Genomic DNA, 12971 nt, shown 5'->3' with positions numbered 1-12971 from the left:
TGCATGAGTTCGGGAATCATACTGGCACTTTTTTTCATGTTTATTTCTGTTATCGTGAATTTAAGAATAAATTACAGATATTAAGATCTTGTCAAATAAAAAACCCGGCCGATCCGCCAGGTTTGTGCACCAATCAAGATTATATTTTAAAATAGGTAACTCCAATCGCCAGCAAAAAGAACAATACCGATAATACAACTGTAATGCGGTGTAAGATCAAGTCAATACCGCGTGCTTTTTGTTTCCCGAATAATTGCTCGGCTCCACCGGAAATGGCACCAGATAAGCCTGCGCTTTTCCCTGATTGTAGTAACACAACAATTATAAGTCCAATACTAACGATTACTAATAATGTTACAACCAATGCATGCATGTAAGACACCTCCTGTTAGACGTACATGTCACAGTATTTTAAATTTACCATATTTCGCTTCTTTTAACAATAGAACGATGTGTGTCAACTGTTAAAGGCTTGTAAATTTTTAGGATAATAACTACTTTCATCAATAAAAAGCATACCGGGTATTCCCCTGATACTATTGATCGTAAAGGAGGCGCAAAATGGTTGATTTACTTCTTAAGGAACAAGTCTGCAAACTCAAAGTAAAGGCAATAGAAATGTTAAATATGGTAATTGAGGACGAACTCTATCAAAAGATATGATAATAAGAGATTTAACAAAAGATGATTGTTCCTAGACGATATGGAAGATAGTGAACTAAAATAGCACTCTGAATAACAATTAAAACTAATATACCCAAATTTTCTTTAAATGTTAGAATATAGACAAACTTTGTTCGTTAAATCATTCCAGTTCACAGTTTTTTTCAAAAAAATCAGTTTTAACATACAAAAAAACCTCCTATTTATCACACATAAATAGGAGGTTTTAAGAGAATGACTAAATTCATGTTTCCGTATCACATAATTGAAGCCACACCAGTTTGACTTGTCCGACCTAATTCAATGGAAAAGTCATTCAACAAAAATTACTTCTTCAAGTTGTAGAAAGATTTAATTCCGTTAAATTGTGCTGTTTCACCTAATTGGTCTTCGATACGAAGCAACTGGTTGTATTTTGCGATACGGTCAGTACGGGAAGCTGAACCAGTTTTAATTTGCCCAGCATTTGTTGCAACAGCAATATCAGCAATTGTGCTGTCTTCTGTTTCACCAGAACGGTGGGAAATAACTGCTGTGTATCCAGCACGTTTTGCCATTTCAATGGCGTCAAATGTTTCAGTAAGGGTACCGATTTGGTTCACTTTAATAAGAATTGAGTTAGCAATTCCTTTTTCGATTCCTTCTGCTAATTTTTTCGTATTGGTTACAAATAAGTCGTCACCGACTAGTTGCACTTTTTTACCAAGGCGTTCAGTTAGAAGCTTGTGACCTTCCCAGTCATTTTCATCTAAGCCGTCTTCAATTGAAATGATTGGGTATTTCGAAACAAGCTCTTCGTACCAAGCAACCATTTCTTCAGAAGTTTTCACGACACCTTCACCTGCAAGATGGTATTTTTTATCTTCTTTGTTGTAAAACTCTGAAGAAGCTGCATCCATTGCAAGCATTACGTCTTCGCCAGGCTTGTATCCAGCTTTTTTTATTGCTTCAATAATCGTTTGAAGTGCTTCTTCATTTGAACCTAAGTTTGGAGCAAAACCGCCTTCATCACCAACTGCAGTGTTAAGACCTTTTTCTTTAAGAACTGATTTTAAGTTATGGAATACTTCAGCACCCATACGCAATGCTTCTCTAAAATTTGGAGCACCAACAGGCATAACCATGAATTCTTGAATGTCAACGTTATTATCCGCATGCTCTCCACCATTAACAATGTTCATCATAGGAACAGGAAGTTGTTTAGCGTTAAAACCTCCAAAGTATTGATATAAAGGTATGTCCAAATAATCAGCAGCAGCGCGGGCAACTGCCATGGAAACGCCTAAGATTGCATTAGCGCCCAACTTCCCTTTATTTTCAGTTCCATCAAGCTCAATCAAACGACTATCCACGCCTACTTGATCAAGGACGCTAAATTCTTCACCAACTAATACAGGAGCAATAATATCGTTTACGTTTGAAACTGCTTTTAGAACACCCTTGCCAAGATAGCGTTCTTTGTCGCCGTCACGAAGTTCAACAGCCTCGTATTCACCTGTAGAAGCGCCGCTTGGAACTAGTGCGCGTCCAAATGCACCTGATTCAGTTAAAACTTCAACTTCAACAGTAGGGTTACCGCGGGAATCTAATACTTCACGTGCATATACATCAACAATAAATGGCATTTGTATCTCTCCTTATAATGTAAATTATTTAGTAATAATTGATTTTCCTGTCATTTCTTTCGGTGGTTCAATACCAAGAAGATCCAACATCGTTGGTGCTAAATCAGCAAGAATACCGTCGTGCAATTCTACCCCTGGCTTTGTCACAATGACTGGAACAGGGTTTGTTGTATGTGCAGTCATTGGTTTTCCTTCAAGGGTAACCACTTCATCAGAATTACCGTGGTCGGCAGTAATAATTGCTGCACCGCCTTTTTCAAGGATTAAATTGACAACTTTTCCTAGACATTCATCAACAGCTTCAATTGCTTTGATGGTTGGCTCAAGCTTTCCTGAATGTCCAACCATATCAGGATTTGCAAAGTTTAAAAGAATTGCATCAAAGTGATCCGCTTGAATTTCTTTTAAAAGAGCATCCGTTACTTCATAGGCACTCATTTCCGGTTGCAGGTCATAAGTGGCAACCTTAGGCGAATTAATTAAAATCCGTTCTTCTCCAGGGAATTTTTCCTCACGACCGCCGCTCATAAAGTAAGTAACATGCGGATACTTTTCTGTTTCTGCAATTCTTAATTGTTTTAAGCCATGCTGCGATAAAACTTCTCCAAGTGTGTTGTCCAAGTTCGTTGCTTTAAAGGCCACATAGCCATCAACTGATTCGTTGAAAAAGGTCAAGCAGACAAAGTATAAATCTTTTGGATGCTTCGGTCCACGGTCAAATGAACGGAAATCCTTATTTGTAAACGTATTGGAAATTTGGACAGCCCGGTCTGGTCGGAAATTGTAAAAAATAACAGCATCGTTATCTTGAATCGTTGCAACCGGTGTTCCATCTTCTTTTGTAATAACAGATGGTAGAACGAATTCGTCATAAATCCCATGTTGATAAGAATCCTCAACTAGCTCAAGCGGATCCGTGTAACTAGGACCTTCCCCGTAAACCATGGAACGATACGATTTTTCAACGCGCTCCCACCGCTTGTCCCTGTCCATCGAATAATAGCGTCCTGAAATCGTTGCAAATTCGCCAACGCCATATTCTTTCATTTTATCGAGTGTCTGCTGAATGTATGATTTTGCAGTTTGGGGCCCAACATCACGTCCATCAAGGAATGCGTGAACATACACTTTTTCAACGCCCTGATCAGCTGCGAGCTTAAGCAAAGCAAACATATGATCAATATGGCTGTGAACCCCGCCATCAGAAAGCAAACCGAAAAGATGTAGACTTGTTCCATTTTTCTTTACGTGATCAATCGCACCAAGGAAGGTTTCATTTTTTTCAAATTCGCCTTCACGAATCGCAATATTCACCCTTGTTAAGTTTTGATAAACAATCCGGCCTCCGCCGATATTCATGTGACCCACTTCTGAATTTCCCATTTGTCCTTCTGGAAGACCAACGGCTTCCCCACTAGCTAAAAGTTGGGCATGAGGATACTTTTCCCAAAATCCGTCAAAGTTAGGCTTTTTCGCCTGTGCAACTGCATTTCCCTTTGTTTCTTTTCTGCATCCAAAACCATCCAAGATGATTATGGCTACCGGAGATTTACTCATAACTTCCTGCCTCCACTAATTGTAAAAATGATTGTGCTTCAAGGCTTGCGCCGCCGACAAGAGCACCATCAATATCTGGCTGGGCCATATACTCTTTAATATTTCCTGGTTTTACACTTCCGCCGTATTGAATTCGTAAGGCTTCCGCTGCATCCTCGGAAAATTGTTCAGCAACTACCTTGCGAATAAGGGCACATACCTCATTTGCATCTTCAGCAGTCGAAGACTTTCCTGTACCAATGGCCCAAATTGGTTCATACGCAATAACTGTTTGTTTTACTTGTTCAGTTGAAAGTCCAGCTAAAGCAGCCTTCACTTGAGCGCTGATTAGTTCAAGTGTTTTGCCATTTTCACGTTGTTCTACTGTTTCACCAACACAAACAATTGGCAATAGGTTGTATTTAAATGCTGACAGTGTTTTTTTGTTTACTGTTTCGTCTGTTTCATTAAACATCTGGCGCCGTTCAGAGTGACCAATAATAACATATTTCACTCCTAAATCTTGAAGTGCCTTTGGGCTGATTTCACCTGTAAAAGCACCGTTTTCCTCAAAATGCATCGTTTGCGCACCAATTTCTACATTGGTTTCTTTTGTTGCTTCGACAAGGCTGTGTAAAAATAATGCTGGTGCACAGATGACTGACTCTACCTTTTGCTTTGAAGGAACACGACCCTTCACTTCTTCGGCAAAACTTTTTGCTTCGGAAAGTGTCTTATACATTTTCCAATTTCCTGCAATAATTGGTCTCCTCATGCTGGTACGTCCTCTCATAAGTGCTTTTGCAACAATTTCTTACTGTCTAACTCGACGTACAGGAAGTGCTAGTTCCGATGTTGCCGACAGGACGGCGGTGCTCTTAGTCGGCTAAGCCGCCCGCGACTAATGTACGTCGCTAAACGAGCGCTTCCGCTTTCTTATTTATCATTTAAAGCCACTACACCTGGAAGTTCTTTTCCTTCCATAAACTCAAGCGATGCGCCGCCTCCAGTTGAAATGTGACTCATTTTGTCTGCTAGATCAAACTTTTCAACTGCAGCAGCAGAATCACCGCCCCCGATCACAGAATATGTACCTTCAGAATCAGCAAGAGCTTGGGCAACAGCCTTTGTTCCACCTGCAAATTTATCCATTTCAAAAACACCCATTGGTCCATTCCAAATCACCAATTTTGATTTTTGAATTACATCGCGATAAATTTCTTCGGTTTTTGGTCCGATATCAAGTGCTTGCCAATCAGCAGGGATTTCTTCAATCGGAACGACCTTTGAATTGGCATCCGCTGAAAATTCATCTGCAACAACAGCATCAACCGGCATGTAGAAGTTTACGCCTTTTTCTTTTGCTTTTTCAATAAATGATTTAGCCAAATCAACCTTGTCCTCTTCTAGAAGTGATTTGCCGATTTCATGGCCTTGTGCCTTAACAAATGTATAGGCCAAACCGCCGCCAATAATCAAATTATCAACTTTTTCTAAAAGATTATCAATAACGCCTATTTTGTCTTTTACTTTGGCGCCTCCAATAATGGCTGTGAAAGGACGTTCCGGATTTGATAGAGCTTTTCCTAAAACTTCAAGCTCTTTTTCCATTAAAAAGCCGGAAACAGCCGGAAGATGATGGGCAATTCCTTCTGTTGATGCATGGGCACGGTGTGCTGCACCAAATGCGTCGTTGACATAAACATCAGCCAGCTCAGAAAATTGTTTTGCAAGCTCTGGATCATTTTTCTCCTCTCCAGGATAAAAACGAACATTTTCAAGCAGCAGTACATCGCCTTCATTCATGGTGCCAATCAGTGATTTAACGGAATCTCCGTAGGCTTCATCCGCCTTTTTAACATCTTGACCGAGCAATTCAGCAAGTCGTACGGCTACCGGTGTTAAGCGCATTTCTTCGACAACTTTTCCTTTTGGACGGCCAAGATGGCTTGCTAAAATCACTTTTGCTCCCTGTTCAATTAAATACTGAATGGTTGGAAGCGCAGCACGAATCCGTGTTTCATCGGTGATTTTTCCTTCCTGCATCGGAACATTAAAATCAACCCGGCAAAACACGCGTTTTCCTTTCATATCTACATCTTTTACTGTTTTTTTGTTCATGCGTTAGGACCCTCCTAATTGTAAGTAGAAATGCATAGAAAACCAATATGGCGTTACTCGCCACATCCTCCCTAAAATTATTCAGAGAACCATCCTTGCCATGTGAGCAGAGTCATGCTCACTACATTCAAATCGCAAAATGTATCTTTTCCTCTGCTATTGGATTTGCGGATTAACTTTCGCGGTGCTCCGCCCTTTTCCATAGAAAAAGGAGTGGGGAATCCTCCCCGCTCCCCTTTGAAAAACATTTAAATAACCCTAGTTCATTATAGACGCTTCTTAATAAAATTACCAATACAGTCCATAAATGGATGAGTTAAAATTAAAATCCTTTTTTGGCGATGTAGTCGACAAGGTCAACAACGCGGTTAGAGTAGCCAACTTCATTATCGTACCAAGAAAGTACTTTTACCATGTTGCCTTCAAGCACCATTGTTGATAAAGCATCAACTGTAGAAGAAACAGTTGTACCATTGTAATCTTTGGAAACAAGAGGAAGTTCAGTGTATGCTAAAATTCCTTTTAATTCGCCTTCAGCAGCAGCTTTTAATGCTCCGTTTACCTCTTCAACTGTAACGTCTTTGTCTAATTCTGCTACTAGGTCAACGACAGATACATTTGGAGTTGGTACACGCATAGCCATACCATTTAATTTTCCTTTTAGTTCAGGAATAACAAGTGCAACTGCTTTTGCAGCCCCTGTTGTTGTTGGAATAATATTTTCAGCAGCTGCACGAGCACGGCGATAGTCTTTATGTGGTAAGTCAAGAATTTGTTGGTCATTTGTATAGGAGTGAACAGTTGTCATCATCCCGCGTTTGATGCCAAATTGATCATTTAATACCTTTGCAAATGGTGCAAGGCAGTTTGTTGTACAAGATGCATTTGAGATCACATGATGGTTAGCTGGGTCATATTTATCTTGGTTAACGCCCATAACAATTGTGATATCTTCATCTGTTCCTGGAGCGGAGATAATGACTTTCTTTGCACCTGCTTCAAGATGTTTTGCAGCGCCATCACGTTTTGTGAAGCGGCCTGTTGATTCAACAACAACTTCTACGCCAAGGTCGCCCCAGCCAAGCTGTGCAGGGTCACGTTCAGCAAGAACCTTTACCTTCTTGCCACCAACAACTAGGTATTCTCCATCTACAGTAACATCCTCTGCAAGTGTACCATGCACAGTGTCATATTTTAATAGATGCGCAAGCATATTTGCATCTGTTAAATCATTAATTGCAATAATTTCAATATTCGAGTTTGTCAAGGCAGCACGGAAAACATTACGTCCGATACGTCCAAATCCATTAATACCAACTTTTACTGTCATTTAAAGTTCCTCCTTTGTAGGCGTGAAAATAATATTTTTATTTAAAAAGGAATTACCCTTTCAATAACTTTTTAGCAGCACCTTCATCTGTAATTAAAATGGTTGATGAGGGTGCCTGTCTCATATAGGACCGGATTGCCTTTGCTTTGCTTGAGCCGCCGGCAACAGCAATGATATGGGGGATTTTCGCCAAGTCATCCAATTGCAATCCAATAATTAATGACTTATGAATAATTTCGCCGTCTTCATTAAAATAATATCCAAACGCTTCACCAGCTGCATTTCCATCCTTAAGCTTTTGGAGGAGCTCTTGGCTTGTCTTTCTGCGTTCTGCCATTGTAATAGCGTCTCCGATCCCATGTAAAACCATGCTTGCAGATTGAATCAGCCCTAGAATTTCATGGATACCTGGCTCTTTAATCAGTGATTCGTATATCACAGTGCTAACTTGATCTGGCACATAAAAAACTCGATGCTTTGAATGAGTATTTTGAGCCATGTTTGCACAAATCACATTTGCTTGGTTCTGAACGTCTTCACCAATACCACCACGGGCAGGCACAAACAAAATATTATTCTCACCTAAATCAGGGGTAAGCTGTTCAGCAACAGCAGCCATTGTTGAACCACCAGTTACAGCTATGATATTTTCCCCTCCGAGAAGCCTTTTCATGCAGACAGCACACGCTCTTCCAAGTTCTATTTTTGCCATCGGAGTTTCATCACTATCTCCAGGCACAATCATTACCCTATGGATCCCAAGGCGATGCTTTAGCTCCAGCTCCATTTCATTGAATCCTCTTAGTTCTCGCATTACTCCCTCAAGGTCTTCGAGTAAATTTTTTCCTTCCAAGGTTAAACTCATTCCCACTTTATTTGCATTAACTAAGTTTTGATCTTTTAAAAAATCAACTTCACTTCGAAGAATTCGCTCGGTATACCCAAGACTGGCAGCAAGACTTCTTCTGCCGACTGGTTGCATAAAGCTTATGTAACGGAGAATGGTATACCTTTTCTGCATAACTTGAAGAAGGTCCGGTAATAATGTTCTTTGGATATCAATGAACGATCGCATAAATTGTAGCTCCTTTGTAAGTTGTACATGGCCGTCATCTGTCCCACGTAGACATATTATGTCCCACAACAGCCAAAAAAAATCACCCCTGCTACAAAACCCATTCTAACAGGAGTTAAAATCAATTTCAACTCAAAACTTCTTTTGCAAGCGATTACTTAAAATAAATTTATTAATTTGGCCAAAAGCCACCTCTTCTCCGTTAATCAAAACCACTGGAATCATCAGTCCATATCGCTCTGTTAACTCATCATTTTGATCAATGTCGAATTCTTCCAAATGAAATAGGTACTCATCTTTCAACTCCATGATTGCCTGCTTTGCTTGTTCACAAAGGTGGCATTGCTGACGGGTGTATAAGGTAAGAGTCGTTTGAGGCATAACGAAAAATCTCCTTTTTTTAAGGATAAAATATATCATTTTGAACGATGATAACTGTCTAGCTTCGACGCACAGGACAAGCATAGCTTCGGCAGCTTTGCGTCACACGAAGGAAACGCGTTAGCTTTTTCGAGGATGTGCTAGTGCCGACGTTGCCGCCAGGACGGCGGCGCTCTTAGTCGGCAAGTGCCCATCGACTAGTGTACTTCGCCCATCTCCCTACGATAAGTCAACTTCGAATCGCTTACGTTCTTCGTGTTTCCTTTATCTCGGTCGATGAGCTCCAGTCCATATGGACTTGCACAGGATGTGCTGACGTCGACGTTCGCCACAGGAAGTGGCGGGTTTTAGTCGACGTTCCTTTATTCGGGCGCTTTCGCTTTTCTTAGTATCTCTTTCTTTTTGTTGACGAAGGGATTCCTAATTGGTCCCGATACTTTGCCACAGTCCGTCTTGAAACCACAATGCCTTCCTTTGCTTTTAGCAGCTCGACAATTTCTTGGTCGGAAAAAGGATTTTCCTTGTTCTCTTTTTCAATCAAAAGGGATAGTGCATTTTTGACTTGCGATGAGGATGTGTTCTCATCTGAAACGGTTTGAATGGTACTTGAGAAAAAGGATTTAAGCGGAATCGTTCCTGAAGGTGTTTGCACAAATTTTTCACGAACAGCACGGCTGATCGTTGATTCGTGAACATCAAGCTCCTGAGCCAGTTCCTTCATTGTCATCGGGTTTAAGTATTTAGGGCCCTTTAGAAAAAATTCAGACTGCTTTTCGGTTATTTTCATAATGACCCTTGCCAATGTTTCCTTCCGCTGTTCAATACTTTTCATAATCCATTGAAAATCTTGCATTTTTTCTTGCAGAAATTTTCCCACCTGATGATCCCCGCTCGTTGAAAACTGCTTATAATAGGATTCATTGAAGTTTATTTTAGGGATCGCTGCCTCCCATAAACGGACCGAAACACCCTCGCTCGTTACTTCGATTATCGCATCTGGAACAATGTAATAGGTTTGGTCGGTTGAAAATTCTGCGCACGGCTTTGGGTTTAATTCCTGAACTCTATCAAAAACATCCTGGATTTCCTTCACCGATACCTGCAATTCTTTTGCAAGAGGCTTCCACTTTTTTTCAGCAAATAGCACAAAATGATCAGCTATAATTTTTTGGGCAAGTTCATCGTCTGGATATTCCCACTCAATTTGAATCAGTAAACATTCCTGAAGGTTCCTTGCACCCACTCCTACTGGCTCAAGTCCTTGGATAATTTTAAGACATTCTTCGACTAGCTCCTTGGAAATCGTTCTTTTTTTAGCTATTTCTTCAGTATCCCCTCTAAAGTAACCGCTCTCATCTAAATATTCTAATAAGGTTTTAATTGTGGATAATTGTAATTTTGAGTATTTTTTAAAATTTAATTGCGATAGTAATAGCTCTTCTAGAGAAAAAGACTTATCGGCAATCTGTTCGATCCAATCGGATTTGCTCTTTTCTGCTTTCCCCTTTTTCTTTCGTTGCTGACCTGGTGCAGCTCCGATCGTTATCAAGGGGTTCTCAAGTGACTTATTCTCCAAAAATTCAGTTAATTCATGTGTCGAATATTGCAGCAGGGCAATTGCCTGTGACAATTCTTGAGTCATTGTCAGCTTCAATGTCTGCTGCTGCCATAATCCTGCCTTCAAATTCATATCCAATCCCCCTTATTCCTATTTTACAATATTGGAAGTGAATTGATAACAAAATTTAAGATGGGAAAAGTAGTATTTAATAAAATATGAAAATCGTCATCAATTCTCGGATGCTAACCGGCAAAAACTTTTAAAAAAGCCTCCCGTCAACTGAATGACAGGAGGCTTGAGATGCCCTCGGCGAGAATCGAACTCACATTTTAAGCTTCGGAGGCTTACGTGCTATCCGTTGCACCACAATCGGCTCAAAAGGTCTTTGGACTAATGAGAAAATTACCTTATACCTCATACTCCGTCCCGAAATATGGTGTTGCTACATCCAAAGTAAAAAAATTTATAAAATGTTCCCTTGCATTTGATACTTCGTCCCAAAAGTGAGTTTTGCTGCATGCATCCGAAAATTAAACATAAAAAAAGCCCTACAATCATCGTTGTAGTGGAGTAGAGTAAGTACATTTAAATGTCTGTGTTAAAGGGATAGATTTTCTTTAGCTAACGTTGCAGGTTAGTGGAAGAATGCGTTATAAGTGGTAATTAAAAAAGAAGGAATTGCAAATGCACCCTGCCAAAAGAGAGCGTCGAATTGACGCTCCCTCCTCATAACTTAAGACTGTTTAATACCTATGGATAACAAGGAAAATGAACAAACATTCTTGAAGGTTTCGGGAAAAGCTAATTGTTTAGATATAAACCAAGATTATCATTGAATTAATTGAGAAGATTGTTGATTCGGTTGAGATTGTTGCATTTGTTGCATTTGTTGATTCGGTTGCATTTGAAGATACTGCTGATACTGCTGTTGTATTTGATTAAGTTGTTGCTCAGCCTGCCTGATAGCTTGGTTAACTTGATTTAATGCTTGATTAGAGCCTACAGTTTGTAATCCCTGAGTAAGAATTTGAATTGCTTGCTGAATGGACTGTTGAAGCTGTTGATCCGATTGTCTAAGCTGTTGTTGGGTCTGATTACTAAATTGATTTAATTGTTGAATTAATTGATTTTGCTGTCCTTGTTGTCCTTGTTGTCCCTGTCCTTGCATTTGCCCCTGCTGTCCTTGAGTTGCATAAGACTGTGGATTTCCAACTTGATTTTTTAATACACTAATTTGACTTCTTAATTGGGAAATCTCTTCAGCAAACTCGGCTTCAGCAGCTTGGTTAACTTCTTTCTCAATATGTTTTTTGTCAGTCATCTAAAATCCTCCTTGAGAATAATGTTATTTATAACACTAATTATATTGTCATCGGATAGGGATACTTATTCTTTCCAAAAACAGGGAAATATTCATTCGAATAAAAGACCCTATGGAGAATTTAGTAATAGTTTATCAGTCTCGATATGCTTAAAAATAACGTTAAATGGCTTAAGATAATGGTGGAGCAGTCAATCGTCGAAGACTTATAACGTTAATTGGATTAGCTTTTTAAGATGAAAATAAAGAAGAAGCAGTAACATTTTTTTATGAACAGTACGAATATATTGCATCAGAAAGATCCTTCTTCAATCCCGAGGTGTTCTTAAGCAAGTGTATTCGTATACATATTTGCCCCAATTCTTTGCTTTGCGACCCGTCATCGCATTTCCGCAATCTCCACAACATAGCAATCCGCTAAGGAGAACAAAAAAGGCTCCCGTAATGGAAGCCTCACTCGAATCCCTTTTCAATCGCTTGCTCTAAGTCTAAACGCTGTAACATCTCTAGGTCGCTGTGTCCCGTCAACCGTTGTAGCACAAACAGATTTACTCCAGCTTCAACTTTTAACCGACAGAACGTCCTACGAAATGTGTGTGGACTTACTGGGACTAAGTCCTCGACCTTAGAAATCACTCCGTAATGCTTCAGACGCTCTTGAACCGTCCAAGCGTTTATTGGGGCATTCTCGACACTTACAAACAGAGCTTCAGTTTCCTCTAAGAGCCCCAGTTCTGAGACATATGCCGTTTTCAACCGCTTAGTCATAGGAACTCGTCTTGCATAACGGTCAATTAACGCTACGAACAATCCCTTTAGTTCCTTCTGATAAAACTTGATGGTACCGTCCGACAGTCCTTTGATACGGCAATGCTTCAAAAACTCCTCGGACGCTTGTTTAAAATTTTTAACTGGCTGCTCCTGTACGATAATTAGCTTTTCCAAAACTTTTGTACTAACCGTTGTTCTTCGTGCCATAATGCTAAAATGCCCCCCATTGCGTGTTATTCGTTGCGTGGTACACGAAATTGAAAAGCATCCAAACCTTAAAAACGAAAAAAGACCTCATTGCGTTGAAAAACTCAACAACAAGAAGGTCTTGAGATGCCCTCGGCGAGAATCGAACTCACATTTTAAGCTTCGGAGGCTTACGTGCTATCCGTTGCACCACGAGGGCTAATTGATTGCGACTTACCTATTATAAGTCATGTTTCTCATCTTTGCAAGTATATTTTATGTTTAAAAATAAAATCGTTGGTTATCATGATGGATGGGTTGCTGCACGGTGAAGATTGTCGAACGATTCAAGAACGATATGTTTGACCTTTATTGACCATCAGTGTATGATAACTATACGA

The 12971-nt window shown here is 39.9% G+C and carries 11 protein-coding genes, 2 tRNA genes and 1 pseudogene; all 14 read right to left on the bottom strand.

Annotation, left to right across the window (positions count from 1 at the left end):
- Nucleotides 1-139: 139 nt before the first annotated feature.
- The 14 genes and pseudogenes from secG to JN080_RS05800 all read right to left on the bottom strand — a co-directional run bounded on the left by secG (nt 140) and on the right by JN080_RS05800 (nt 12790).
- Nucleotides 140-373: a preprotein translocase subunit SecG gene (gene secG / locus JN080_RS05865; RefSeq protein ID WP_256234984.1), complete on the bottom strand. Its 234-nt coding sequence runs from the start codon at nt 371-373 to the stop codon at nt 140-142.
- Between the two features lie 616 nt (nt 374-989).
- Entirely contained in the window at nt 990-2288 is a 1299-nt protein-coding gene (gene eno, locus JN080_RS05860) for a phosphopyruvate hydratase (RefSeq protein ID WP_256234983.1), read from the bottom strand.
- Nucleotides 2289-2312: 24 nt separating this feature from the next.
- Nucleotides 2313-3845 carry a 2,3-bisphosphoglycerate-independent phosphoglycerate mutase gene (gene gpmI, locus JN080_RS05855; protein WP_256234982.1) on the bottom strand — a complete coding sequence of 511 codons (1533 nt, stop codon included), beginning with the start codon at nt 3843-3845 and terminating at the stop codon, nt 2313-2315.
- Entirely contained in the window at nt 3838-4599 is a 762-nt protein-coding gene (tpiA, locus tag JN080_RS05850; RefSeq protein WP_256234981.1) for a triose-phosphate isomerase, read from the bottom strand. Before tpiA ends, gpmI begins: the two co-directional genes overlap by 8 nt.
- Nucleotides 4600-4760: 161 nt before the next feature.
- Complete coding sequence (locus JN080_RS05845; RefSeq protein WP_256234980.1) at nt 4761-5945, bottom strand: phosphoglycerate kinase; 1185 nt, start codon at nt 5943-5945, stop codon at nt 4761-4763.
- A gap of 322 nt (nt 5946-6267) precedes the next feature.
- Nucleotides 6268-7275: a type I glyceraldehyde-3-phosphate dehydrogenase gene (gap, locus tag JN080_RS05840; RefSeq protein WP_256234979.1), complete on the bottom strand. Its 1008-nt coding sequence runs from the start codon at nt 7273-7275 to the stop codon at nt 6268-6270.
- 52 nt (nt 7276-7327) lie between these two features.
- Nucleotides 7328-8350, bottom strand: a complete 1023-nt coding sequence (locus JN080_RS05835) for a sugar-binding transcriptional regulator (protein WP_256234978.1) — start codon at nt 8348-8350, stop codon at nt 7328-7330.
- 132 nt (nt 8351-8482) lie between these two features.
- Nucleotides 8483-8731: a glutaredoxin family protein gene (locus tag JN080_RS05830; protein ID WP_256234977.1), complete on the bottom strand. Its 249-nt coding sequence runs from the start codon at nt 8729-8731 to the stop codon at nt 8483-8485.
- 385 nt (nt 8732-9116) lie between these two features.
- Nucleotides 9117-10421, bottom strand: a complete 1305-nt coding sequence (gene rpoN / locus JN080_RS05825; RefSeq protein WP_256234976.1) for an RNA polymerase factor sigma-54 — start codon at nt 10419-10421, stop codon at nt 9117-9119.
- Nucleotides 10422-10593: 172 nt separating this feature from the next.
- Nucleotides 10594-10666, bottom strand: a tRNA-Arg gene (locus tag JN080_RS05820).
- A 455-nt stretch (nt 10667-11121) separates the two neighbouring features.
- Nucleotides 11122-11613: a hypothetical protein gene (locus JN080_RS05815; RefSeq protein WP_256234975.1), complete on the bottom strand. Its 492-nt coding sequence runs from the start codon at nt 11611-11613 to the stop codon at nt 11122-11124.
- Nucleotides 11614-11919: 306 nt separating this feature from the next.
- Nucleotides 11920-12038, bottom strand: a pseudogene (locus JN080_RS30125) (recombinase zinc ribbon domain-containing protein); the annotation flags it as partial.
- A gap of 28 nt (nt 12039-12066) precedes the next feature.
- Nucleotides 12067-12591 carry a tyrosine-type recombinase/integrase gene (locus tag JN080_RS05805; RefSeq protein WP_256234974.1) on the bottom strand — a complete coding sequence of 175 codons (525 nt, stop codon included), beginning with the start codon at nt 12589-12591 and terminating at the stop codon, nt 12067-12069.
- Nucleotides 12592-12718: 127 nt separating this feature from the next.
- Nucleotides 12719-12790: transfer RNA gene (locus JN080_RS05800), tRNA-Arg, on the bottom strand.
- Nucleotides 12791-12971: the final 181 nt, after the last annotated feature.

This window comes from Bacillus sp. EB600 (assembly GCF_024494385.1).
GTDB lineage: Bacteria > Bacillota > Bacilli > Bacillales > Cytobacillaceae > JAEVLT01.
The sequence above is the reverse complement of the archived record's forward strand: the minus strand, read 5'-3'. Positions and strand labels throughout refer to the sequence as shown.